Genomic DNA, 22,853 nt, shown 5'->3' with positions numbered 1-22,853 from the left:
ATGCGTTTCCGTTTACCCAGAGAGAAGAGGCGAAAGCCAGTACAGCATCGCCATCCATACGATAAATCCACCTGTCAGTAGCGCGCCTGCGCCTTTACCAATCTGACGTTTCCGCCGCCAGCAGAGCAGGGCAAAAACAACACTGACCAGCAACATCACACCGTAATCGCGCGAAAATGCCAGCGGATTAAACGGCCCTGGCGATATCAATGCCGGTAAGCCGGTCACGATCGCGATATTGAAAATGTTAGAGCCGATAATATTGCCAATCGCGATATCATCCTCACCTTTACGCGCGCCGGCAATGGCGGTTGCCAGTTCCGGCAGGCTGGTACCGATAGCAATCACGGTCAGGCCGATGGTTAATTCGCTCATGGCGAAGGCGTTTGCCAGCACGGTGGCATTATCCACCACCATGCGGGTGGCCATTGGCATAATAATGAGCGCCACGCCAAGCCAAAGCAGCGCGACCGGTAACGTTCCTTCCCGCGGCAGCTCTGCTACCTGCTCACGAGTGAGGCTATCATTACCCTGTTTTTCGGCCTGGCGGGCGATTTTAACGATAAACAGCAGCCAAATTACCGCCAGCGCCAGTAAGAAAATGCCATCGCTATAGCTCAGCACCCCATCATAGAGCACACAGCCCGCCAACAGGCTTACGATTAACATTAGCGGCAATTCACGGCGCAGAACATCAGAATGCACGCGAAATGGGTGCAGCAATGCAGCCAGACCAAGAATCAGCAGGATATTGACGATGTTAGAACCTATGGCCGTGCCGATAGCGAGATTGATCTGGCCATGCAGCGATGCCGAGACGGACACGATAATTTCAGGAAGAGACGTCCCGACGCTGACGACCGTCATCCCGATGATAATAGGCGGCACGCCAATTAGTCGGCACAATATTGATGCAGCGAATACCAAACGGTCAGCACTGTAGACCACCAAAAGTAAACCAATTATTAACAGTGCTGTTGCTAAAAGCATCAAAAGTCCTTTCTTCAGGTATACTCGCCGGTCCACTGCGCGTGAATTTTGGTGCTGCATACAGTCTAAGACGTAACGAATTCCTAATTTTGACTTTATGCGCCGGAAAAGTAAAACAAATGCCAGCTTTCGCTAACCTCAACGGCTATTATTCTGTAAAAATGTTGAGTTTAGGGCTGATTTAAGCGTCATGCTTAATGTGAATCAGGGTAAGAAAGGAAACATAAATGAGCCCCAATTTGGCGAATTTAGTCGATGTCCGTGGTGTCAGCTTTTCTCGCGGCAACCGATTGATATTTGATGATATTTCACTGACTGTACCCCGTGGCAAGATCACCGCCATTATGGGGCCGTCGGGAATCGGTAAAACGACCCTGTTGCGTCTTATCGGTGGGCAAATCCCGCCGGATAGTGGCGAGATCCTCTTTGACGGAGAGAACGTCCCGGAGATGTCGCGTTCGCGCTTGTATACTGTCCGCAAGCGCATGAGTATGCTCTTTCAGTCAGGGGCATTATTCACCGATATGAATGTCTTTGATAACGTGGCCTACCCGCTGCGCGAGCACACCAATCTGCCGTATGAATTACTGAAAAGTACGGTCATGATGAAACTCGAGGCCGTTGGCCTTCGCGGGGCTGCCAAATTGATGCCATCAGAGCTTTCTGGTGGTATGGCGCGCCGTGCCGCACTGGCGCGTGCCATTGCGTTAGAACCCGATTTAATCATGTTCGACGAACCTTTTGTCGGGCAGGACCCTATCACCATGGGCGTTCTGGTGAAGTTAATCTCTGAACTGAACAGTGCGCTTGGCGTCACCTGTATCGTGGTTTCTCACGATGTACCGGAAGTGCTGAGTATTGCTGATTACGCCTATATTGTGGCAGACAAAAGGATCGTCGCGCACGGTGGTGCTCAGGCACTACAGGATAATTGCGATCCGCGAGTACGGCAGTTCCTGGACGGTATCGCAGACGGCCCGGTGCCGTTCCGCTATCCATCGGGCGACTATCGTGACGATTTATTGGGAATAGGGAGTTAAGCCACTCATGCTGTTAAATGCGTTGGCCGCTCTGGGACACCGTGGCGTAAAAACCATCAGGACGTTCGGGCGTGCCGGATTGATGTTATTCAATGCGCTGGTTGGCAAACCGGAATTCCGTAAGCACGCGCCTTTGCTGGTGCGACAGCTCTACAATGTCGGCGTTTTGTCGATGGTCATTATTATCGTTTCTGGCCTGTTTATTGGCATGGTACTGGGGTTGCAGGGCTATCTTGTGCTCACAACCTACAGCGCAGAGACCAGCCTTGGGATGCTGGTGGCACTCTCGCTGCTGCGCGAACTGGGCCCGGTTGTTGCCGCGCTCCTGTTTGCCGGGCGTGCCGGGTCAGCGTTAACCGCTGAAATTGGCCTGATGCGTGCCACCGAGCAGTTATCCAGTATGGAGATGATGGCGGTCGATCCTCTGCGCCGTGTGATTTCCCCGCGTTTTTGGGCGGGCGTGATTTCACTGCCGCTGCTCACTATCCTGTTCGTTGCGGTCGGGATCTGGGGGGGCTCGCTGGTTGGCGTACACTGGAAAGGCATTGATGCCGGGTTCTTCTGGTCTGCCATGCAGGATGCTATCGACCTGCGGATGGACCTGGTTAACTGTCTGATTAAGAGCGTGGTATTTGCTATTACGGTCACCTGGATTGCGTTGTTCAACGGTTACGATGCCATCCCGACGTCGGCGGGCATTAGCCGTGCAACTACACGTACTGTCGTACATTCGTCGCTGGCCGTACTGGGTCTGGATTTTGTGCTCACCGCACTGATGTTTGGGAATTGAGTTCATGCAAACGAGAAAAAATGAAATTTGGGTCGGCGTGTTTCTGTTGCTGGCACTGTTGGCTGCGCTGTTCATCTGTCTGAGAGCTGCGGATATCACGTCTATTCGCACCGAACCGACATATCGCCTCTATGCAACGTTCGACAACATCGGCGGCCTGAAAGCGCGCTCACCGGTGCGTATTGGCGGCGTGGTTATTGGTCGCGTGGCGGACATCACGCTGGACGAGAAAACCTATCTGCCGCGTGTCGCGATGGATATCGAAGAGCGTTACAACCATCTTCCGGACACCAGTTCGCTGTCGATTCGTACCTCCGGCCTGTTGGGTGAACAATATCTGGCACTTAACGTTGGCTTTGAAGATCCTGAACTGGGAACGACTATCCTTAAAGACGGTAGCGTCATTCAGGATACGAAATCAGCCATGGTGCTGGAAGATATGATTGGTCAGTTCCTTTACAGCAGTAAAGGCGGTGACGACAAGAAAACTGACGGTGCGCCAGCACAAAGTGAAGGCCATACTGACGCCGCGCCAGCCCCAGACGCGACGAATTCATCTCAGGAGAAGTAATTCATGTTTAAACGACTGTTCATGGTTGCCATGCTGGTGATTGCCCCTCTGACCGCAGCGCATGCTGCCGATTTGAGTAACCCGTACAAACAGATGGATGAGGCCGCGAAAAAGACCTTCGATCGCCTTAAAAACGAACAACCTAAAATTCGTGCTAACCCGGATTATCTGCGTGAAGTGGTTGATCAGGAACTGCTGCCTTATGTGCAGATTAAATACGCGGGTGCTCTTGTGCTGGGTCGTTACTACAAAGATGCGACGCCTGCACAGCGTGATGCTTACTTTGCTGCGTTCCGTGAATACCTGAAACAGGCTTACGGTCAGGCGCTGGCAATGTATCACGGTCAAACCTATCAAATTGCGCCTGAACAGCCTCTGGGCGATGCGACTATTGTGCCAATTCGTGTGACCATTCTTGACCCTAACGGTCGTCCGCCTGTTCGCCTGGACTTCCAGTGGCGTAAAAACTCCCAGACAGGTAACTGGCAGGCGTACGACATGATTGCGGAAGGGGTGAGCATGATTACCACCAAGCAAAATGAATGGAGCGACCTGCTGCGTACCAAAGGCATTGATGGCCTGACCGCGCAGTTGCAGTCCATCTCGCGTCAGAAAATTTCCCTGGACGAGAAAAAGTAATGCAACAGCAACTGAGCTGGTCGCGCGAAGGTGAGACGTTGTTGTTGTCTGGCGAGCTTGATCAGGATTTGCTGAACCCGTTATGGGATGCTCGCAACGATGCCATGAAAGGCGTTACGCTGATTGATTTGACCGGTGTTTCACGCGTGGATACGGCAGGAATCGCCCTGTTAGTGCATCTTGTTGCGGAAGGCAAAAAGCAGGGGCTCACGGTTGCACTGGCGGGTGCCAGCGATAATGTGATGACTCTTGCGCAGCTCTACAATTTGCCGGAAGACGTACTACCTCGTTAATATTTTCAAAGCGTTAATTCTGAAAGCCCCGACTGTTTCATCGTTGGGGCTTTTTGCTTGTTTAAGACAACGCTACTTTGCTCTAAGATGTTGGGCTTGTTTTCACTATCTGATGATGTAGAACCCATGGAAAATAATGAAATCCAGGCAGTGCTGATGAATGCACTCTCCCTTCAGGAAGCCCACGTCTCTGGCGATGGCAGTCACTTCCAGGTTATTGCTGTGGGTGAGATCTTCGACGGAATGAGCCGCGTGAAGAAACAGCAGGCTGTGTACGCGCCGCTGATGGAATACATTGCGGATAACCGCATCCACGCCCTGTCGATTAAAGCGTTCACCCCGCAAGAGTGGGCTCGCGATCGCAAACTAAACGGTTTTTGAGCTGAGGGCTATAGGCCCGCAGCACGGTTGAATTTATAAGAGAGCAAAATCATGGATAAATTTCGTGTGCAGGGGCCTACGCGCCTCCAGGGCGAAGTCACAATTTCTGGCGCGAAAAACGCTGCACTGCCAATCCTTTTTGCGGCGCTGCTCGCAGAAGAGCCGGTAGAGATCCAGAACGTACCGAAGCTGAAAGATATCGACACGACCATGAAGCTGCTCGGCCAGCTGGGCACTAAAGTTGAGCGCAACGGTTCCGTCTGGCTCGATGCCAGCAACGTGAATAACTTTTCTGCACCATACGACCTGGTCAAAACCATGCGTGCTTCCATCTGGGCGCTAGGCCCGCTGGTGGCGCGTTTTGGTCAGGGTCAGGTTTCTCTGCCGGGTGGTTGTGCGATCGGCGCGCGTCCGGTTGACCTGCACATCTTTGGCCTGGAAAAACTGGGCGCTGAGATCAAGCTGGAAGAAGGTTACGTTAAAGCCTCTGTAAACGGTCGCCTGAAGGGCGCGCACATTGTCATGGACAAAGTGAGTGTGGGCGCAACGGTGACCATTATGTCTGCGGCTACGCTTGCAGAAGGCACCACTATCATCGAAAACGCCGCGCGTGAGCCGGAAATCGTTGATACCGCAAACTTCCTCGTTGCACTGGGTGCGAAAATCACGGGGCAGGGTACTGACCGCATCACCATCGAAGGCGTTGAGCGTCTGGGCGGCGGTGTTTACCGCGTGCTGCCAGACCGTATCGAAACCGGTACTTTCCTGGTCGCAGCAGCCATTTCTGGCGGCAAAATTATTTGCCGTAACGCTCAGCCTGATACGCTGGACGCTGTGCTGGCGAAACTGCGTGAAGCAGGTGCCGATATCGAAGTGGGTGAAGACTGGATTAGCCTGGACATGCATGGTAAGCGCCCTAAAGCCGTTACCGTTCGCACCTCGCCACATCCGGCATTCCCGACCGACATGCAGGCGCAGTTCACGCTGCTGAACCTGGTTGCTGAAGGGACGGGTGTTATCACCGAAACTATCTTCGAAAACCGCTTTATGCACGTACCGGAACTTATCCGTATGGGCGCACATGCAGAAATCGAAAGTAACACCGTGATTTGCCATGGCGTTGAGAAACTGTCTGGTGCACAGGTGATGGCAACCGATCTTCGCGCGTCTGCGAGTCTGGTTCTGGCGGGTTGTATTGCTGAAGGCACAACGGTGGTGGATCGTATTTATCACATCGATCGCGGCTATGAGTGTATTGAAGACAAACTGCGCGCGCTGGGTGCCAATATCGAGCGTGTGAAGGGCGAGTAATCGTTCCGGCAGCCCCCTGCCAGAGATGACCGGGGGGTTGCTGTTCCTGTCAAAACCTGAGGGTCAGTTTTGATCCTCTTGCTTACTCTTTTTCTGGCGCATCATGCGTGTTCTGTCGATAAATTCGTGAGTGATGGGATCGTGGTAACGCGATGGCCAGATTATCCACGGGTCGGTTTCCAGTGCAATTGCGATAATTAATTCGCCCTTTGGCCATGGGCGAGTGAGTGCATTTGCTAGCGTAGAGGAACTCAGTCCGCTGCGACGCGATTCTGCTGCCAGCGATGTCCCTTTTTTGCGGAGTGCCGCAATAATATCGGCCGAGTGCCAGTCGATAAATTTCATATCCATAGTGCTGTCCTTGTGTGCGTATACGTCCGAGCCAGTTCTCTTGAAATGACAGCGTTACTATACCTTCTTCGAACAGCCGTTCTAAAAAGTTCGCATTACTGGAAGCAATATTCAGAATAAGACATAGCTTTATTCATGCGGCCTGTAAGCTGATGTTTTAACGTGAATATGAAATTTACAGGCGCTTATTGGAAGCTCCCCGTGAAGCACACGGGGAGAAGATGGCGTGTTAACGATCGCGCTGAACGGCGATGTGGGCAAGGCCGATCAGAGCATCCCGCCATGGGCTATCTGGGATGACCTGGAGCGCTTCAATGGCTTTATCTGCCTCTTCCTCTGCGCGCTGGCGCGTCCAGTCAAGGGAACCACAGATAGCCATTGTTTCCAGTACAGGTTCCAGAAGATGTCGACCATTTCCCTGCTCGATCGCTTCACGGATCATTTGTGCCTGCTCCGGGGTACCATTGCGCATGGCATGGAGCAGCGGCAGGGTCGGTTTGCCTTCGTTCAGGTCATCACCGACATTTTTACCGAGCGTTTCGCCATCCGCACTGTAATCCAGTAAATCGTCAATCAGCTGGAATGCGGTGCCAAGATAGCGGCCATAGTCCTGTAATCCGCGCTCCTGAGCCTCTGAGCATCCCGCCAGGATACCAGAGCACTGCGCTGCAGCTTCAAACAGACGTGCCGTTTTGCTGTAAATTACGCGCATGTAGTTTTCTTCGGTGATGTCAGGGTCGTTGACGTTCATCAGTTGCAGCACTTCACCTTCGGCAATGACGTTCACGGCTTCAGACATCACTTCCAGCACTTTCAGCGAGCCCAGACGGGTCATCATCTGGAAGGCGCGGGTATAAATAAAATCCCCCACCAGAACGCTGGCAGCGTTGCCAAATGCGGCGTTTGCCGTGGCTTTACCACGACGCATGTCTGATTCATCCACTACGTCGTCATGAAGAAGAGTCGCAGTGTGGATAAATTCGATCAGTGCCGCGATGGAGACGTGCGCATTTCCCTGATAGCCAACAGCTCTCGCCGCCAGAATAGCTATCATCGGGCGAATACGTTTGCCGCCGCCACTGACGATGTAATAGCCCAACTGATTGATCAGCTGAACATCAGAGTTGAGTTGCTCCAGGATTGCTGCATTTACACCCGCCATATCTTGCGCGGTTAACTCGTTGATTTTTTCTAAATTCATCGCAAAAGCCGGGCTTTTTATCCTGTTTATCCCACATCAAATGGGTTAACGAAGGGTTTCGGTTTATCAAAAGTATTGCTGATTGTACTGAAAAAACGGCTCAGATAAACGTTACCGTACGTGTTGTGTTTTTTTTCTTCATGTATTGATGGTAGCACTTGTCAAAGGCTCGCGTTTTGCGTAATATTCGCGCCCTATTGTGAATATTTATAGCGCACTCTGATTCATACGAGGACGTGCGCGGAAGCGGAGTTTATATGTACGCGGTTTTCCAAAGTGGTGGTAAACAACACCGAGTAAGCGAAGGTCAGACCGTTCGCCTGGAAAAGCTGGACATCGCAACTGGCGAATCTGTTGAGTTCGCTGAAGTTCTGATGATCGCAAACGGTGAAGAAGTCAAAATCGGCGTTCCTTTCGTTGATGGCGGCGTTATCAAAGCTGAAGTTGTTGCACACGGTCGTGGCGAGAAAGTTAAAATCGTTAAGTTTCGTCGTCGTAAGCACTACCGTAAGCAGCAGGGCCACCGTCAGTGGTTCACTGATGTGAAAATTACTGGCATCAGCGCCTAAGACCTGAGGAGAGATTTAAATGGCACATAAAAAGGCTGGCGGCTCCACACGTAACGGTCGCGATTCAGAAGCTAAACGCCTGGGCGTTAAGCGTTTCGGTGGCGAATCCGTTCTGGCGGGTAGCATCATTGTTCGTCAACGTGGTACCAAATTCCACGCTGGCAACAACGTAGGTTGCGGTCGTGACCACACTCTGTTTGCTAAAGCAGACGGTAAAGTGAAATTTGAAGTTAAAGGCCCGAACAACCGTAAATATATCAGCATCGTTGCTGAGTAAGGTTTTCTCGGTCCGGTAACGGATTAAAGCCCCGCACCCTGTTGCGGGGCTTTTTACATTGGAAACCCGGTAATTTTTTCTGTAGGGAAAACGGGCATGAAGCAGCAGGCCGGCATTGGTATTCTTTTGGCGCTCACTACCGCGATGTGCTGGGGTGCATTGCCAATTGCAATGAAGCAGGTACTGGAAGTGATGGAACCGCCTACGGTGGTGTTTTATCGCTTTCTGATGGCAAGCATTGGCCTCGGAGCCATCCTTGCTGTCAAAGGTAAGCTTCCGCCATTGCGACTCTTCCGCAAACCGCGTTGGCTGGTGTTGTTGGCTATCGCAACGGGCGGTCTGTTTGGCAACTTCATTCTGTTCAGTTCTTCCCTGCAATATCTTAGCCCCACGGCATCGCAGGTGATTGGTCAACTTTCACCGGTAGGCATGATGGTTGCCAGCGTCTTCATCCTGAAAGAGAAGATGCGTGGTACACAGGTCATTGGGGCAAGTATGCTGCTCTGCGGTCTGGTGATGTTCTTCAACACCAGCCTGATTGAGATTTTTACCAGACTGACGGATTACACCTGGGGTGTGATTTTCGGTGTGGGTGCAGCAACGGTCTGGGTGAGTTATGGCGTCGCGCAAAAGGTGTTATTGCGTCGTCTTGCCTCACAGCAGATCCTCCTTTTGCTGTACACTTTATGTACACTAGCATTAGTGCCGTTAGCTAAACCGGGTGTGATCACCCAGCTTAGTGACTGGCAACTGGCGTGCCTCATTTTTTGTGGCTTGAATACGCTGGTCGGTTATGGCGCGCTGGCCGAAGCAATGGCGCGCTGGCAGGCAGCGCAGGTGAGCGCGTTAATCACGCTGACTCCGCTGTTTACGCTGTTATTTTCAGATTTGTTATCAATGGCCTGGCCCGATGTCTTCGTCAGACCGATGCTCAACATGTTGGGTTATCTCGGTGCGTTTGTCGTGGTTGCGGGCGCGATGTATTCCGCCATTGGTCATCGTCTTTGGGGACGTTGGCGCAAAAATGAAGCGGTAGTAGTAGAAGTCCCCCGCTCAGGCGAATGATTTACGGAGAGTAAAATGAAGTTTGTTGATGAAGCAACGATCCTGGTCGTAGCAGGTGATGGCGGCAATGGTTGTGTAAGCTTCCGCCGTGAAAAATATATTCCACGTGGCGGCCCTGACGGCGGCGACGGTGGTGATGGTGGTGACGTGTGGTTAGAGGCGGATGAGAACCTCAACACGCTGATCGACTACCGTTTCGAAAAATCTTTCCGCGCAGAGCGTGGCCAGAATGGCCAGAGCCGTGACTGTACCGGTAAACGTGGTAAAGACGTCAACATCAAGGTTCCGGTCGGTACGCGTGTTATCGATCAGGGCACAGGTGAAACCATGGGCGATATGACCAAACACGGTCAGCGCCTGCTGGTTGCTAAAGGTGGTTGGCACGGTCTGGGTAACAGCCGTTTTAAATCATCCGTTAACCGTGCTCCACGTCAGAAAACCATGGGTACACCGGGTGATACGCGTGAGCTGCAGCTGGAACTGATGCTGCTGGCAGACGTAGGGATGCTGGGGATGCCGAACGCCGGTAAATCGACCTTTATCCGCGCGGTATCTGCAGCCAAGCCAAAAGTGGCGGACTATCCGTTTACCACGCTGGTACCAAGCCTGGGCGTTGTCCGTATGGACCACGAGAAGAGCTTTGTCGTCGCTGATATTCCAGGTTTGATCGAGGGTGCAGCAGAAGGCGCAGGACTGGGTATTCGCTTCCTGAAACACCTTGAGCGCTGCCGTGTACTGCTGCACATTATTGATATTAACCCTATCGATGAATCCGATCCGGTTGAAAACGCCCGTATCATTATTGGCGAACTGGAAAAATACAGCGAAAAACTCGCAGGTAAACCGCGCTGGCTGGTCTTCAACAAGATCGACCTGATGGATAAAGCAGAAGCCGAAGCAAAAGCTAAAGCGATTGCCGAAGCGATGGGCTGGGAAGAGAAATACTACCTGATCTCTGCTGCGAGCCAGGTTGGCGTGAAAGATCTCTGCTGGGATGTGATGACCTTTATCATCGAGAACCCAATTGTTCAGGCGGAAGAAGCGAAGCAGCCTGAAAAAGTTGAGTTCATGTGGGATGACTACCATCGTCAACAGCTCGAAGAGCTGGAAGCGGAAGACGATGATGAAGACTGGGACGATGACTGGGATGAAGACGACGAAGAAGGTGTCGAGTTCATCTACAAGCACTAATCTCTGTATAAGCCCCCTGCACAGGGGGCTTTTTTTTAGCTCAGCATTGAAGGTAACCAGCAGCTGGCGATTAAGCCACCTTCCGGGCCGTTCTCAAGCGTCAGCCTGCCGTGGTGGAGCTGGACAATACGCTGGACGATACTCAGCCCCAGACCGCTTCCTCCGTAACGCTGATCAAGGCGCCGGAAAGGTTCGGTGATCGATTGCCGGTGTGCCTCATCAATACCAGGCCCCTGATCGATAACACTTACCTGAGTACCATCGCCTTGCTGTGTGATTCTGACAGTAATCGTCGTTCCTGTTGGGCTGTAGCGTGCAGCATTCTCCAGCAGGTTCCTGAGCATCAGACGCAACAGAACGGCATCGCCCTGCACGGTCAGGGGACTTTTCTCCGGCCAAATCACCTTATGTTCTTTGGCTTCATGCTCAAGCCCGAGTGGCGCGATAATATTCTCCGTCCAGACCAGAGTATTGTAGTGTCCACTGGCCAACGCCTGCCCGGCTCGGGCCAGCATCAGCAATTGCTCTACCGTGTGCATCAGCTGATCGATGCGGCTAATTAAAGTCTTCGCCTGTGCAGAGCCCGCCTGTGCCATCAGCTCCAGGTGCAGCCTTATCCCTGCAAGCGGTGTACGCAACTCATGGGCCGCGTCTGCGGTGAACAGCCGCTCCTGCTGGATGGTATGATCCAGACGGGCGAGCAGTTGATTGAGTGATGTGGTGACTGCGCCAATCTCTTCCATATCGGAATACATCGGCAGGGGGGTGAGATTATCCGCCGAGCGATTGGCAAGGCTATCGCGCAGTTGATTAAGCGGCCGTGTTATCCAGGTCACTGCCCAGAAAGAGAAAAGCAGGGTAAAGCTGACCATGACCAGAGACGGCACCAGCAGCGAGGCAATGGCTTCACGGATCTCTTTTTCAACATGGTTGTTTCGCGCTTTCGCAGACAACGTCTCACTGACCAGAAAGCTGATCTGTTCACGGCTTTCATGCCACAGCCAGACAACGCTTATCAGCTGGAAAAACAACAGAATAACCGCCAGCAGAACCATCAGTCGCCGACGCATACTGTTCATTTCTGGCTCTCCAGGCGATAACCCACGCCGCGAACGGTTTTAATCCTGTCTTTGCCAAGCTTACGGCGCAAATTATGGATATGCACTTCAAGTGTGTTTGAACCTGGGTCATCCTGCCAGGAGTAGATGTCTTGCTGGAGCGTTTCCCGGTGTACTGTCTGACCGCTTCGCATAATAAGGCGCGTCAGCAGCGCAAACTCTTTAGGGGTGACTTCAACGGGCTGTAAATTACGCAGCACCTGCTGTGTTTGTAGATTCAGCGTGATATCGCCATCCGTCAGCAGGTTATCGCTATGGCCCTGATAGCGGCGGATAAGCGCCCGCGCCCGCGCCTGAAGCTCAGCGAGAGCAAAAGGTTTAACCAGATAATCATCTGCGCCAGAGTCGAGACCGTTGATCCGGTCTTCGAGTGAATCACGTGCGGTGAGGATCAGAACCGGGTTTGAAATACCGCGACGGCGCCACTGACTTAGCAACGTTGCGCCGTCTTTATCGGGTAAACCTAAATCGAGGATCACCAGGCTATATTCACCGCTTTGGATCAAGGAATCTGCTTCAGCAGCGGTCGCTGCACAGTCCAGCGCATAGCCTTCGTTAGCCAGCGCCAGTGACAGTCCTTCCTGCAATAACAGATCGTCTTCAACAATAAGTAATTTCATCACTAATTATTCTGATAGATGTCTTTGTAAAGCCGGCTCTCAAACCGAACCAGCGGAATACGACGATTGCGCTGATCGGTCGGTTCAACAGCATAGCCTGAGAGGTACTGCACGAATGCCATGCGTTGCCCGCTGGCGGTGGTGATAAAACCGGCAAGGTTGTATACCCCTTGCAATGAACCTGTTTTGGCTGAGACTTTGCCGTCTACGCCAGCAGCGTGAAGCCCGGCGCGGTACTGAAGTGAACCATCATGCCCGGCGAGGGGCAGCATCGAAATAAAGTTTAGCTCAGAGTCATGTTGTGCAATGTACTGAAGTACTTGCATCATGGTTGCAGGGGAGATCAAGTTATGACGTGATAACCCGGAACCATCAACGGCGATGGTATTACCAAGATCAACTCCGGCTTGCTGACGTAAAATCTGACGAACCGCATCGGAACCCGCGCGCCAGGTGCCGGGAACGCCGAAACGAGCATGACCAATCATTCTGAAGACGGTATCGGCAATCATGTTGTCTGATTTTTTCAGCATGATTTTCAGCAGGTCGTGAAGCGGTGCAGACTGCTTGCTGGCGATCACCGTGCCGGGTTGATTGACTTGTGTCTGGCGCAGCAGCGTTCCGGTGTAGGTAATTCCGGCCTGCTTAAGCTCGTCTTTAATAATGGCTCCGGCATAACTTGCGCCATCCTGAATAGCGAAAGCCAGCGGAAGAGGGTCTGCGCGTTGCGTCAGGCAGCCGGTAAGCGTGAAGCGGTTAAGATCGCCTGGTACAACGTCGAGCTCGCAATACTGTGCATCTGGCGAGCCTTTTGCCAGTGTGCGAACCTGGCTAAACATTGTCACCGGGTAATATGACGCCACACGGATAAACGCTAAATCATCTGGTTTTGGGGCGCTATAGAGCGACACTGAGAAGCAGTTACGATCAACAATGGCTGCAGCTGGTGGGGCGCTAAAACACTGCGTCATGTCGTTCCAGGGCCAGCCAGGTGCTTTATCATGGCTGGCAAAAATGGAGGTGTCTATGAGGACATTGCCTTCAATCTTCTGGACACCCGATTTTTTCAGTACCGCAACCATGTTGCGAATATCCTGGCGTTTTAACGTCGGATCGCCGCCAAATCGGGCGATCAAGTCACCTTTCAGCACGCCGCTATCGACATTACCTTTGCTTTCAAGCGTAGTGGTAAAGCGGAAGTCTGGGCCAAGCTGAAGCAGGGCGGCAAGTCCAGTGATAACCTTCTGGGTACTGGCTGGCAGTGCCATTTGCTGACTGTGATAGTCAATATCAGGCGTCTGAGCCCCGACCTTTTGCACGATCAGTGCAAGGTTGGCACCTGCGGGCAGCTGATTAATGTACTCATCAACATTCGCGGCCTGGACGGTGAACGTTAAACTGGTAGTCAATCCGATGATAAATCTGGAAAATCGCATAATCTCGCGCTAACAACCCGGAAACAAACCGCCATACTACGGCGCAACCCCCTGCAAAGTAAACGATGACCCATAGTGAACTTCGCGGTAAAATGCGTATCAAATTGAAAAATTGCTGCTGACCTGGGCTTTGCTTCCGGGTCGGTTTTCTTTTTGCTTCTGGCCCGCACATGGTTATGACTTACGTGGGCACAGGGGTGGGGCGGGTCATGTCGCTCCCAACAGGAATGTTTAAGAGGTATAACAAATGCAAGCTATTCCGATGACCTTACGTGGTGCCGAAAAACTGCGCGAAGAACTGGATTTCCTGAAATCCGTCCGTCGTCCTGAAATCATCGCCGCTATTGCGGATGCGCGTGAGCATGGCGACCTGAAAGAGAATGCCGAATACCACGCCGCGCGTGAGCAGCAGGGCTTCTGTGAAGGACGTATTAAAGATATCGAAGCGAAGCTGTCTAATGCGCAGGTTATCGATATCACTAAAATGCCGAACAATGGCCGCGTTATCTTTGGTGCTACCGTCAATGTACTGAACCTGGACACCGAAGAAGAACAGACTTATCGCATCGTGGGTGACGATGAGGCTGATTTTAAACAGAACCTGATCTCTGTGAATTCACCGATTGCGCGTGGCCTGATCGGTAAAGAGCAGGATGATGTTGTTAACATCCGTACGCCAGGTGGCGAAGTGGAATACGAAATTATCAAGGTCGAGTACCTGTAATTCGCATCTCCGCTAAGATGTTGATACATTGTAAAGAAAGGAAAAAGGCCGCATAGCGGCCTTTTATCAACTCAAGGAGCGTGGCATTTTGCTCACCTGCTGAAAGAAATCCCTCGTTTTACACAGAAAATGTGTTTGATTCAGGATATTCTTAGCGTGGCAGCGAGATTTTACGCTCTTTAGATGGGCGATAGAGCACCAGCGTTTTACCGATGACCTGTACATTACAGGCGCCGGTTTCGCGCACGATGGCTTCCACGATCAGGTTTTTAGTGTCTCGGTCTTCAGAGGCGATTTTCACCTTGATCAGCTCGTGGTGTTCCAGCGCTTGTTCAATCTCGGCAAGCACCCCTTCGGTCAAACCATTGTTGCCAAGCATGACTACAGGCTTGAGCGGATGTGCCAGACCTTTAAGGTGCTGTTTTTGTTTAGTACTCAGATTCATCGTATATTTTTGCTTACGTTGGGATTGAAAACGGTTCATTCTACCGCCATCTCCCTAATATCGCCAAATAGCTGCGTAGAAATTTACGTCGCAGGCAAGCAACGATGAACCAGGACGGAAATGTTAAATGACAGGTAAAAAGCGTTCTGCCAGTTCCAGCCGCTGGCTTCAGGAACACTTTAGCGATAAATATGTTCTTCAGGCGCAGAAAAAAGGGTTGCGTTCCCGCGCCTGGTTTAAACTTGATGAAATACAGCAAAGTGACAAACTTTTTAAGCCGGGAATGACTGTTGTCGACCTCGGTGCGGCACCTGGCGGATGGTCGCAGTATGCGGTAACGCAGATTGGCGGCGCGGGCCGAATCATCGCATGTGATCTTTTACCAATGGATCCCATCGTCGGTGTGGACTTCCTTCAGGGCGATTTTCGTGATGAATTAGTGCTGAAAGCGTTACTTGATCGTGTAGGTGATAGTAAGGTCCAGGTTGTCATGTCTGATATGGCGCCAAATATGTGCGGAACACCGGCGGTGGATATCCCCCGTGCCATGTATCTGGTGGAGCTAGCGTTAGAAATGTGTCGTGATGTTCTAGCGCCTGGTGGTAGTTTTGTTGTGAAGGTGTTTCAGGGCGAAGGTTTCGAGGAGTACCTTAAGGAAATTCGCTCCCTGTTTGCGAAGGTCAAAGTTCGTAAGCCGGACTCTTCCCGGGCTCGTTCCCGAGAAGTGTATATTGTAGCGACCGGGCGAAAATGATAACCGGTGGATTTCAAACGAAAGTTTGAATGAAACTGAATATTGAGTATCCTGACGCTGTTTTTAACACAGTTGTAATGTGAGGTTAATCCCTTGAGTGACATGGCGAAAAACCTAATACTCTGGCTGGTCATTGCCGTTGTGCTGATGTCAGTATTCCAGAGCTTTGGGCCCAGCGAGTCGAATGGCCGCAAGGTGGATTATTCTACCTTCCTGCAAGAGGTCAATCAGGACCAGGTTCGCGAAGCGCGTATCAACGGACGTGAGATCAACGTTACCAAGAAAGATAGTAACCGTTACACGACCTACATCCCGGTGAACGATCCTAAGCTGCTTGATAACCTCCTGACCAAAAACGTCAAGGTGGTAGGCGAGCCGCCAGAAGAACCAAGCCTGCTGGCTTCTATCTTCATCTCCTGGTTCCCGATGCTGCTTCTTATTGGCGTCTGGATCTTCTTTATGCGCCAGATGCAGGGCGGCGGTGGCAAAGGTGCCATGTCGTTCGGTAAGAGTAAGGCGCGTATGCTGACGGAAGACCAGATCAAAACCACTTTTGCTGATGTCGCAGGTTGTGACGAAGCGAAAGAAGAGGTGGGTGAACTGGTAGAATACCTGCGTGAGCCGAGCCGTTTCCAGAAACTGGGCGGTAAGATCCCGAAAGGCGTTCTGATGGTGGGGCCTCCGGGTACCGGTAAAACCCTGCTGGCAAAAGCCATTGCGGGTGAAGCAAAGGTGCCGTTCTTTACTATTTCAGGTTCTGACTTCGTTGAAATGTTTGTGGGTGTCGGTGCATCTCGTGTGCGTGACATGTTCGAGCAGGCCAAGAAGGCAGCACCGTGCATTATCTTCATCGATGAAATCGACGCCGTAGGCCGCCAGCGTGGCGCAGGTCTGGGTGGCGGTCACGATGAACGTGAACAGACGCTGAACCAGATGCTGGTTGAGATGGACGGCTTTGAAGGTAACGAAGGTATCATCGTTATCGCGGCAACTAACCGTCCAGACGTACTTGACCCAGCGCTGCTGCGTCCAGGCCGTTTCGACCGTCAGGTTGTGGTTGGTCTGCCGGATGTTCGTGGCCGTGAACAGATTCTGAAAGTTCACATGCGTCGCGTACCGCTGGCACCAGATATCGATGCGGCAATCATTGCGCGTGGTACTCCGGGCTTCTCCGGTGCGGATCTGGCGAACCTGGTCAACGAAGCTGCACTGTTTGCTGCTCGTGGTAACAAGCGCGTGGTGTCCATGGTGGAATTCGAAAAAGCGAAGGACAAAATCATGATGGGTGCGGAACGCCGCTCCATGGTGATGACGGAAGCGCAAAAAGAGTCCACGGCTTACCACGAAGCAGGTCACGCGATTATCGGTCGCCTGGTGCCGGAACACGACCCGGTACATAAAGTGACGATTATTCCTCGTGGTCGTGCTCTGGGGGTAACATTCTTCCTGCCGGAAGGTGATGCAATCAGCGCCAGCCGTCGGAAACTGGAAAGTCAGATTTCTACCCTGTACGGCGGTCGTCTGGCTGAAGAGATTATCTACGGTGTGGAGCATGTTTCTACCGGTGCGTCCAACGACATTAAAGTCGCGACTAACCTGGCGCGTAACATGGTGACTCAGTGGGGCTTCTCCGACAAACTCGGTCCACTGCTGTATGCAGAGGAAGAGGGTGAAGTGTTCCTGGGCCGTTCTGTTGCGAAAGCGAAACATATGTCCGATGAGACTGCACGTATCATCGATCAGGAAGTGAAAGCACTGATTGAACGTAACTACGGTCGCGCTCGTGAAATCCTGAACGACAATCTGGATATTCTGCATTCGATGAAAGATGCGCTCATGAAATATGAGACTATCGATGCTCCACAGATTGACGACCTGATGGCACGCCGCGAAGTGCGTCCTCCAGCAGGCTGGGAAGATCCAGGCGCTTCCAACAATTCTGACAATAATGGCACCCCACGTGCTCCGCGTCCGGTTGATGAACCGCATACGCAGAACCCGGGCAACACCATGTCAGAACAGTTGGGCGACAAGTAAGCCTCTGCTGTTGATGATATTGTCTGTACCTGAAACCCTGGAGCTTGCTCCGGGGTTTTTCTTTTTTGTTAACCCACTTTAATACCAGGGATTTCGCCATGAAACTTTTCGCCCAGGACTCGCATCTCGATCTTTCACATCCGCATGTGATGGGGATCTTGAATGTCACCCCTGACTCCTTCTCTGACGGTGGCACGCATAACACGCTTATAGAGGCTGTTAAGCACGCAAATTTGATGATTAATGCAGGTGCTACCATCATTGATGTCGGTGGGGAATCAACACGTCCTGGTGCGGCGGATGTTTCAGTGGAGGAAGAACTGGCGCGCGTAGTCCCTGTGGTCGAAGCCATTGCGCAGCGTTTTGAGGTTTGGATCTCTGTCGATACCTCCAAACCGGAAGTTATCCGCGAAGTGGCGAGAGTGGGTGCTCACATTATCAATGACATTCGTTCGCTCACTGAACCGGGTGCTCTGGACGCCGCCGCGGAAACCGGCTTACCGGTTTGCCTGATGCATATGCAAGGGCAACCGAAAACGATGCAGGAAGCACCTAAGTACGACGATGTATTTGCTGATGTGAATCGCTTTTTTATTGAACATATCGAACGGTGCGAACGTGCGGGTATCGCAAAAGAGAAATTGATACTCGACCCGGGCTTCGGTTTCGGTAAAAATCTCTCCCATAATTATGAGCTGCTCACGCGCTTATCAGCATTTCATCAGTACGGCCTGCCGCTGCTGGTGGGAATGTCGAGAAAGTCGATGATTGGGCAGTTACTGAATGTGGGGCCGAGCGAACGTCTGAGCGGCAGCCTGGCTTGCGCGGTCATTGCGGCGATGCAAGGCGCGCACATTATTCGTGTCCATGACGTCAAAGAGACAGTAGAAGCCATGCGTGTGGTTGAAGCCACACTGGCGGCGAAGGGAAATAAACGCTATGAGTAATCGTAAATATTTTGGTACCGATGGTATCCGTGGGCGCGTAGGCGATGCACCAATCACCCCTGACTTTGTCCTGAAACTGGGCTGGGCGGCAGGTAAAGTGCTGGCACGTCATGGTTCTCGTAAAATCATTATCGGTAAAGATACCCGTATTTCAGGCTACATGCTGGAATCTGCCCTGGAAGCCGGTCTGGCTGCTGCGGGTTTATCCGCTTCTTTCACGGGCCCAATGCCAACGCCTGCGGTTGCTTACCTGACGCGCGCCTTCCGTGCTGAAGCCGGAATTGTTATTTCTGCGTCCCACAATCCATTTTATGACAACGGTATCAAATTCTTCTCGATCGACGGCACTAAGCTCCCGGACGAAGTCGAAGAAGCCATCGAAGCTGAAATGGAAAAAGAGATCACCTGTGTCGATTCTGCTGAGTTGGGTAAAGCCAGCCGCATCGTCGATGCTGCCGGTCGTTATATTGAGTTCTGCAAAGGCACATTCCCGAATGAACTGAGCCTGGGGCACCTTAAGATTGTGGTGGATTGTGCAAACGGCGCGACTTACCACATTGCTCCGAATGTTTTCCGCGAGCTGGGTGCGAAAGTGATCACCATTGGTTGTGAACCCGATGGTCTGAATATCAACGAAGAAGTCGGGGCAACGGATGTTCGTGCCTTGCAGGCCCGTGTTCTGGCAGAAAAAGCGGATCTTGGTATTGCACTGGACGGCGATGGCGACCGTGTCATTATGGTCGACCACGAAGGGAATAAGGTCGATGGCGATCAGATCCTTTATATCATTGCGCGTGAAGCGCTGCGTCAGGGCCAGCTGCGCGGTGGCGCAGTGGGCACGGTGATGAGCAACATGGGTCTTGAACTGGCACTGAAACAGCTGGGTATTCCGTTTGTCCGCGCCAAAGTTGGCGACCGCTATGTGCTGGAAAAACTCCAGGAGAAAGGCTGGCGTATTGGCGCTGAAAATTCAGGTCACGTTATCCTGCTCGACAAAACAACTACCGGTGACGGTATTGTTGCGGGACTCCAGGTCGTTGCGGCAATGGTGCGCAACCATATGAGCCTGCATGACTTGTGCAGCGGTATGAAAATGTTCCCGCAACTGCTGGTTAACGTTCGTTTCACTGACGGACATGGCGATCCGCTGGAAAATGCAAATGTGAAAGCGGTGATGGCGGATGTTGAAGCGGCACTGGGTAACCGTGGTCGCGTATTACTTCGCAAATCAGGTACTGAACCTTTAATCCGCGTCATGGTGGAAGGTGAAGATGAAGCGCAGGTAACGGAGTTTGCTCACCGTATTGCTGATGCCGTGAAAGCTGCATAATTTTTCATGTTAAGTGTTTAAAAAGGCGGCGCTTGCCGCCTTTGTTTTGTGCAATTAATGGCGTTTTGCTGTTTTTTTCCGCAGTTGATACAATGCACTGAAAATGCCCTTGCGAAGGTCATCCGCATTGGTTAGTATTCACACCCGCTTCAGTGGGAAACAAAAATCCTGCTAATTGGTCGAAGCATTGGTATGCGGCAAATCCGCAAGGAACAGGTTGATTATGTACGAAGCTCTTTTAGTTATTTTCCTTATTGTAGCCATCGCTCTCGTAGCGCTGATCATGCTGCAACAAGGTAAAGGCGCTGATATGGGAGCCTCCTTCGGAGCAGGCGCTTCCGGTACGCTGTTTGGTTCAAGTGGTTCTGCGAACTTCATGACCCGTACAACTGCGATTCTGGCCACGCTGTTCTTCATCATCAGTCTGGCGCTGGGCAATATCAACAGCAACAAGACCAGTAAAGGAAGCGAGTGGGAAAACCTGAGTGCGCCAGCAAAAACTGAGCAGACTACTCAGCCAGCTGAACCGGCTAAGCCGACCAGCGATATCCCGCACTAAAAGCAGTATCTGTACCGAGGTGGTGGAATTGGTAGACACGCTACCTTGAGGTGGTAGTGCCCTAACGGGCTTGTGGGTTCGAGTCCCATCCTCGGTACCAATATTCCAGAAAAAAGACGTCGAAAGACGTCTTTTTTTTCGTCTGTAGTTTTGTCTTTTGTAGGGCGGGTAAGCGCAGCGCCACTCGCCATGTTGCCCTGCGCTTACCGGGCCTACGAAAATCCAAATAAAAAAGGCGCCCATCAGGCGCCTTTTTCCATTCTGATAAGCGATTACTTCTTATCGCTATGTTCCAGATTCTCAACCTGCGGCAGGCCATTACCGGAGTTTGCGGAAAGCAGGCCATTTTCAATGTAATTGAACAGCTTCTCGCGGGTATCTGTAATGTCCAGATTACGCATGGTCAACTGGCCGATACGGTCATCAGGAGAGAACACAGACTCGCCTTTTTCCATGGTCAGACGTTCAGCTTTGTAAGTCAGGTTGTCAGACACGGTGTTCAAAATTGAGTAGTCGTTACCGCGACGCAGTTCCAGCGTAACTTCACCAGTGATTGCGCTCGCCACCCAGCGTTGCAGAGAATCACGCAGCATCAGTGCCTGTGGATCGAACCAGCGACCCTGATACAGCAGTTTACCCAACTGACGGCCATGAGAGTGATACTGCTCGATGGTGTCTTCGTTGTGAATACCGGTCAGCAGACGTTCGTAAGCGATATGCAGCAGCGCCATCCCCGGGGCTTCGTAGATGCCACGGCTTTTCGCTTCAATGATACGGTTTTCAATCTGATCGCTCATACCCAGCCCATGACGGCCGCCAATGCGGTTAGCTTCCAGCATCAGTTCCACATCATCAGCAAAAGTCTGGCCGTTCAGGGCTACCGGGTGGCCGCGCTCAAAGCGAACGGTCACTTCTTCAGCCTGGATTTTTACATTCTCATCCCAGAACTTCACGCCCATGATTGGGTTAACAATTTTTACGCTGGAGTTCAGGAATTCCAGGTCTTTTGCTTCGTGTGTTGCGCCCAGCATGTTGGAGTCGGTGGAGTAGGCTTTCTCGACAGACATTTTGTAGTCAAAACCGCAGGCGATCATAAACTCGGACATTTCATGACGACCGCCCAGTTCATCGATAAAGTCAGTATCCAGCCACGGCTTGTAAATTTGCAGTTCGGCGTTCGTCAGCAGGCCATAACGATAGAAACGTTCAATATCGTTACCTTTATAGGTGCTGCCATCGCCCCAGATATTCACACCATCTTCTTTCATCGCAGCAACCAGCATGGTGCCGGTAACAGCACGACCCAGTGGGGTGGTGTTGAAATAGGTCAGGCCGCCAGTGGTGTTATGGAATGCACCGCACTGAATAGCTGCAATACCTTCAGCTACCAGCTGCTTGCGGCAGTCAATCAGACGTGCGTTCTCTGCGCCATACTCCATGGCACGACGAGGGATCGCATCATAATCTTCCTCATCTGGCTGACCGAGGTTCGCAGTATATGCATAAGGAACCGCTCCCTTTTGGCGCATCCACAGCAGTGCAGCGCTGGTATCCAGACCGCCGGAGAAGGCGATGCCTATACGTTGTCCTACCGGAAGATGCTTGAGAATCGTCGTCATAAAATAAAACCCTGCTTGATTGACTGATTAGAGACCGCTTTCGCTCTCATTGCATGATTATGCAAAATAAGTGAGTTTTCATTTAATCATCTTTTGCCGGTGACCGGAAGAGATTCATGTGCTTTTTGTAAAAATTTCCCTCGCTGCAAGCCAGTTGTTGCAAGGATGCCAGAACAGAATAGTGCGCAATGGCGTATTCAGCAAAACGCATAGGCTGCAGGGTTGACAGGCAGGGTTAACTATCAATATACTGAACGCCGATTTTACGTCCCGTCTTCGGTACCAAATCCCAGCATTATTTGCATTTTCTACCCAAAAGGCGTAGAATTTGCCACGTTTCAGGCGCGGGGTGGAGCAGCCTGGTAGCTCGTCGGGCTCATAACCCGAAGGTCGTCGGTTCAAATCCGGCCCCCGCAACCACTTTCCCATAAAGTTCTTTTTCAAATATACTGTGAAGACTTAGAGCCTTCGTAGCTGGATTTGAAAAAATTCTTTCAGAAAGTGCTCCAGGCCGCAGTTGCGGCTATAGGGTTCAGTTATCTAAAGCCCCGATTTATCGGGGTTTTTTGTTATCTGACTACAGAATAACTGGGCT

At 51.8% G+C, this 22,853-nt stretch carries 25 protein-coding genes and 2 tRNA genes; 19 read left to right on the top strand and 8 right to left on the bottom strand.

What is annotated here, in order from left to right; genetic code table 11:
• Positions 1-12 precede the first annotated feature (12 nt).
• Positions 13-990, bottom strand: coding sequence for a calcium/sodium antiporter (locus tag HV107_RS07095; protein ID WP_182062668.1), 978 nt, complete (start codon positions 988-990; stop codon positions 13-15).
• 227 nt (positions 991-1,217) lie between these two features.
• Between HV107_RS07095 and mlaF the strand changes: the two genes are divergently transcribed.
• From mlaF to murA, 7 genes are all read left to right on the top strand, one after another.
• Positions 1,218-2,030: a phospholipid ABC transporter ATP-binding protein MlaF gene (gene mlaF / locus HV107_RS07085; protein WP_182062667.1), complete on the top strand. Its 813-nt coding sequence runs from the start codon at positions 1,218-1,220 to the stop codon at positions 2,028-2,030.
• A 7-nt stretch (positions 2,031-2,037) separates the two neighbouring features.
• Complete coding sequence (gene mlaE / locus HV107_RS07080) at positions 2,038-2,820, top strand: lipid asymmetry maintenance ABC transporter permease subunit MlaE (protein WP_014071945.1); 783 nt, start codon at positions 2,038-2,040, stop codon at positions 2,818-2,820.
• A 4-nt stretch (positions 2,821-2,824) separates the two neighbouring features.
• A complete protein-coding gene (gene mlaD / locus HV107_RS07075; protein WP_182062665.1) occupies positions 2,825-3,391 on the top strand; it encodes an outer membrane lipid asymmetry maintenance protein MlaD in 567 nt (188 codons plus the stop codon).
• Positions 3,392-3,394: 3 nt separating this feature from the next.
• Positions 3,395-4,030: a phospholipid-binding protein MlaC gene (gene mlaC / locus HV107_RS07070; protein ID WP_182062663.1), complete on the top strand. Its 636-nt coding sequence runs from the start codon at positions 3,395-3,397 to the stop codon at positions 4,028-4,030.
• Positions 4,030-4,323, top strand: coding sequence for a lipid asymmetry maintenance protein MlaB (gene mlaB, locus HV107_RS07065; RefSeq protein ID WP_182062661.1), 294 nt, complete (start codon positions 4,030-4,032; stop codon positions 4,321-4,323). Before mlaC ends, mlaB begins: the two co-directional genes overlap by 1 nt.
• Positions 4,324-4,449: 126 nt before the next feature.
• Complete coding sequence (gene ibaG / locus HV107_RS07060; protein WP_014071941.1) at positions 4,450-4,704, top strand: BolA family iron metabolism protein IbaG; 255 nt, start codon at positions 4,450-4,452, stop codon at positions 4,702-4,704.
• A 51-nt stretch (positions 4,705-4,755) separates the two neighbouring features.
• Positions 4,756-6,015 (top strand): UDP-N-acetylglucosamine 1-carboxyvinyltransferase, encoded by a 1,260-nt coding sequence (gene murA / locus HV107_RS07055; RefSeq protein WP_182062659.1) that lies wholly within the window; start codon positions 4,756-4,758, stop codon positions 6,013-6,015.
• A 63-nt stretch (positions 6,016-6,078) separates the two neighbouring features.
• Here the strand turns inward: murA and sfsB are convergent, their stop codons facing one another.
• A complete protein-coding gene (gene sfsB / locus HV107_RS07050) occupies positions 6,079-6,366 on the bottom strand; it encodes a DNA-binding transcriptional regulator SfsB (RefSeq protein WP_182062657.1) in 288 nt (95 codons plus the stop codon).
• A 229-nt stretch (positions 6,367-6,595) separates the two neighbouring features.
• Positions 6,596-7,567, bottom strand: a complete 972-nt coding sequence (ispB, locus tag HV107_RS07045; RefSeq protein WP_182062655.1) for an octaprenyl diphosphate synthase — start codon at positions 7,565-7,567, stop codon at positions 6,596-6,598.
• A gap of 257 nt (positions 7,568-7,824) precedes the next feature.
• Between ispB and rplU the strand changes: the two genes are divergently transcribed.
• The 4 genes from rplU to cgtA all read left to right on the top strand — a co-directional run bounded on the left by rplU (position 7,825) and on the right by cgtA (position 10,669).
• Entirely contained in the window at positions 7,825-8,136 is a 312-nt protein-coding gene (gene rplU / locus HV107_RS07040; protein WP_003025032.1) for a 50S ribosomal protein L21, read from the top strand.
• Positions 8,137-8,155: 19 nt separating this feature from the next.
• Complete coding sequence (gene rpmA / locus HV107_RS07035; RefSeq protein ID WP_004385076.1) at positions 8,156-8,413, top strand: 50S ribosomal protein L27; 258 nt, start codon at positions 8,156-8,158, stop codon at positions 8,411-8,413.
• A 96-nt stretch (positions 8,414-8,509) separates the two neighbouring features.
• Entirely contained in the window at positions 8,510-9,478 is a 969-nt protein-coding gene (locus tag HV107_RS07030) for a DMT family transporter (RefSeq protein WP_182062653.1), read from the top strand.
• A gap of 15 nt (positions 9,479-9,493) precedes the next feature.
• Positions 9,494-10,669 carry an Obg family GTPase CgtA gene (cgtA, locus tag HV107_RS07025; RefSeq protein ID WP_182062651.1) on the top strand — a complete coding sequence of 392 codons (1,176 nt, stop codon included), beginning with the start codon at positions 9,494-9,496 and terminating at the stop codon, positions 10,667-10,669.
• 35 nt (positions 10,670-10,704) lie between these two features.
• Here cgtA and pmrB read toward each other — a convergent pair whose 3' ends face one another.
• Genes pmrB through dacB form a run of 3 tightly spaced genes read right to left on the bottom strand, consistent with a single transcriptional unit; the run spans position 10,705 to position 13,843 of the window.
• Entirely contained in the window at positions 10,705-11,748 is a 1,044-nt protein-coding gene (pmrB, locus tag HV107_RS07020; RefSeq protein WP_182062644.1) for a two-component system sensor histidine kinase PmrB, read from the bottom strand.
• Positions 11,745-12,407: a two-component system response regulator PmrA gene (gene pmrA, locus HV107_RS07015; protein WP_182062642.1), complete on the bottom strand. Its 663-nt coding sequence runs from the start codon at positions 12,405-12,407 to the stop codon at positions 11,745-11,747. Before pmrA ends, pmrB begins: the two co-directional genes overlap by 4 nt.
• A 2-nt stretch (positions 12,408-12,409) precedes the next feature.
• Positions 12,410-13,843 carry a serine-type D-Ala-D-Ala carboxypeptidase gene (gene dacB / locus HV107_RS07010; protein WP_182062641.1) on the bottom strand — a complete coding sequence of 478 codons (1,434 nt, stop codon included), beginning with the start codon at positions 13,841-13,843 and terminating at the stop codon, positions 12,410-12,412.
• Between the two features lie 247 nt (positions 13,844-14,090).
• Here dacB and greA point away from each other — a divergent pair, with 247 nt between their 5' ends.
• Positions 14,091-14,567: a transcription elongation factor GreA gene (gene greA, locus HV107_RS07005; protein WP_014071932.1), complete on the top strand. Its 477-nt coding sequence runs from the start codon at positions 14,091-14,093 to the stop codon at positions 14,565-14,567.
• 151 nt (positions 14,568-14,718) lie between these two features.
• On the opposite strand, the gene yhbY is transcribed toward greA, so the two are convergent.
• On the bottom strand, positions 14,719-15,012 hold the full coding sequence (gene yhbY / locus HV107_RS07000; RefSeq protein WP_003861814.1) for a ribosome assembly RNA-binding protein YhbY: 294 nt from the start codon (positions 15,010-15,012) through the stop codon (positions 14,719-14,721).
• 127 nt (positions 15,013-15,139) lie between these two features.
• Between yhbY and rlmE the strand changes: the two genes are divergently transcribed.
• From rlmE to HV107_RS06970, 6 genes are all read left to right on the top strand, one after another.
• Complete coding sequence (rlmE, locus tag HV107_RS06995; protein WP_182062639.1) at positions 15,140-15,766, top strand: 23S rRNA (uridine(2552)-2'-O)-methyltransferase RlmE; 627 nt, start codon at positions 15,140-15,142, stop codon at positions 15,764-15,766.
• Positions 15,767-15,868: 102 nt separating this feature from the next.
• A complete protein-coding gene (ftsH, locus tag HV107_RS06990; RefSeq protein WP_182062637.1) occupies positions 15,869-17,803 on the top strand; it encodes an ATP-dependent zinc metalloprotease FtsH in 1,935 nt (644 codons plus the stop codon).
• 98 nt (positions 17,804-17,901) lie between these two features.
• Positions 17,902-18,750, top strand: coding sequence for a dihydropteroate synthase (folP, locus tag HV107_RS06985; RefSeq protein ID WP_182062635.1), 849 nt, complete (start codon positions 17,902-17,904; stop codon positions 18,748-18,750).
• A complete protein-coding gene (gene glmM, locus HV107_RS06980) occupies positions 18,743-20,080 on the top strand; it encodes a phosphoglucosamine mutase (protein WP_182062633.1) in 1,338 nt (445 codons plus the stop codon). The genes folP and glmM overlap by 8 nt, the downstream gene beginning before the upstream one ends.
• Before the next feature lie 223 nt (positions 20,081-20,303).
• Positions 20,304-20,639 (top strand): preprotein translocase subunit SecG, encoded by a 336-nt coding sequence (secG, locus tag HV107_RS06975; RefSeq protein ID WP_014071905.1) that lies wholly within the window; start codon positions 20,304-20,306, stop codon positions 20,637-20,639.
• Between the two features lie 13 nt (positions 20,640-20,652).
• Positions 20,653-20,739 (top strand) — tRNA-Leu (locus HV107_RS06970).
• A 172-nt stretch (positions 20,740-20,911) separates the two neighbouring features.
• Here HV107_RS06970 and argG read toward each other — a convergent pair.
• Positions 20,912-22,258 (bottom strand): argininosuccinate synthase, encoded by a 1,347-nt coding sequence (argG, locus tag HV107_RS06965; RefSeq protein ID WP_014071904.1) that lies wholly within the window; start codon positions 22,256-22,258, stop codon positions 20,912-20,914.
• A 343-nt stretch (positions 22,259-22,601) separates the two neighbouring features.
• Between argG and HV107_RS06960 the strand changes: the two genes are divergently transcribed.
• Positions 22,602-22,678: transfer RNA gene (locus tag HV107_RS06960), tRNA-Met, on the top strand.
• The last annotated feature ends 175 nt before the right edge of the window (positions 22,679-22,853 follow it).

The sequence above is a fragment of the Enterobacter sp. RHBSTW-00175 genome, from assembly GCF_013927005.1.
In the GTDB taxonomy this organism is placed as follows: domain Bacteria; phylum Pseudomonadota; class Gammaproteobacteria; order Enterobacterales; family Enterobacteriaceae; genus Enterobacter.
Note: the sequence above shows the minus strand (reverse complement) of the source record. Positions and strands in the feature narration are given on the sequence as shown.

Coding starts and splice junctions, on each gene's coding strand:
- HV107_RS07095 (WP_182062668.1), bottom strand. CDS start 990: ATGCTTTTAGCAACAGCACTGTTAATAATTGGTTTACTTTTGGTGGTC.
- mlaF (WP_182062667.1), top strand. CDS start 1,218: ATGAGCCCCAATTTGGCGAATTTAGTCGATGTCCGTGGTGTCAGCTTT.
- mlaE (WP_014071945.1), top strand. CDS start 2,038: ATGCTGTTAAATGCGTTGGCCGCTCTGGGACACCGTGGCGTAAAAACC.
- mlaD (WP_182062665.1), top strand. CDS start 2,825: ATGCAAACGAGAAAAAATGAAATTTGGGTCGGCGTGTTTCTGTTGCTG.
- mlaC (WP_182062663.1), top strand. CDS start 3,395: ATGTTTAAACGACTGTTCATGGTTGCCATGCTGGTGATTGCCCCTCTG.
- mlaB (WP_182062661.1), top strand. CDS start 4,030: ATGCAACAGCAACTGAGCTGGTCGCGCGAAGGTGAGACGTTGTTGTTG.
- ibaG (WP_014071941.1), top strand. CDS start 4,450: ATGGAAAATAATGAAATCCAGGCAGTGCTGATGAATGCACTCTCCCTT.
- murA (WP_182062659.1), top strand. CDS start 4,756: ATGGATAAATTTCGTGTGCAGGGGCCTACGCGCCTCCAGGGCGAAGTC.
- sfsB (WP_182062657.1), bottom strand. CDS start 6,366: ATGGATATGAAATTTATCGACTGGCACTCGGCCGATATTATTGCGGCA.
- ispB (WP_182062655.1), bottom strand. CDS start 7,567: ATGAATTTAGAAAAAATCAACGAGTTAACCGCGCAAGATATGGCGGGT.
- rplU (WP_003025032.1), top strand. CDS start 7,825: ATGTACGCGGTTTTCCAAAGTGGTGGTAAACAACACCGAGTAAGCGAA.
- rpmA (WP_004385076.1), top strand. CDS start 8,156: ATGGCACATAAAAAGGCTGGCGGCTCCACACGTAACGGTCGCGATTCA.
- HV107_RS07030 (WP_182062653.1), top strand. CDS start 8,510: ATGAAGCAGCAGGCCGGCATTGGTATTCTTTTGGCGCTCACTACCGCG.
- cgtA (WP_182062651.1), top strand. CDS start 9,494: ATGAAGTTTGTTGATGAAGCAACGATCCTGGTCGTAGCAGGTGATGGC.
- pmrB (WP_182062644.1), bottom strand. CDS start 11,748: ATGAACAGTATGCGTCGGCGACTGATGGTTCTGCTGGCGGTTATTCTG.
- pmrA (WP_182062642.1), bottom strand. CDS start 12,407: ATGAAATTACTTATTGTTGAAGACGATCTGTTATTGCAGGAAGGACTG.
- dacB (WP_182062641.1), bottom strand. CDS start 13,843: ATGCGATTTTCCAGATTTATCATCGGATTGACTACCAGTTTAACGTTC.
- greA (WP_014071932.1), top strand. CDS start 14,091: ATGCAAGCTATTCCGATGACCTTACGTGGTGCCGAAAAACTGCGCGAA.
- yhbY (WP_003861814.1), bottom strand. CDS start 15,012: ATGAATCTGAGTACTAAACAAAAACAGCACCTTAAAGGTCTGGCACAT.
- rlmE (WP_182062639.1), top strand. CDS start 15,140: ATGACAGGTAAAAAGCGTTCTGCCAGTTCCAGCCGCTGGCTTCAGGAA.
- ftsH (WP_182062637.1), top strand. CDS start 15,869: ATGGCGAAAAACCTAATACTCTGGCTGGTCATTGCCGTTGTGCTGATG.
- folP (WP_182062635.1), top strand. CDS start 17,902: ATGAAACTTTTCGCCCAGGACTCGCATCTCGATCTTTCACATCCGCAT.
- glmM (WP_182062633.1), top strand. CDS start 18,743: ATGAGTAATCGTAAATATTTTGGTACCGATGGTATCCGTGGGCGCGTA.
- secG (WP_014071905.1), top strand. CDS start 20,304: ATGTACGAAGCTCTTTTAGTTATTTTCCTTATTGTAGCCATCGCTCTC.
- argG (WP_014071904.1), bottom strand. CDS start 22,258: ATGACGACGATTCTCAAGCATCTTCCGGTAGGACAACGTATAGGCATC.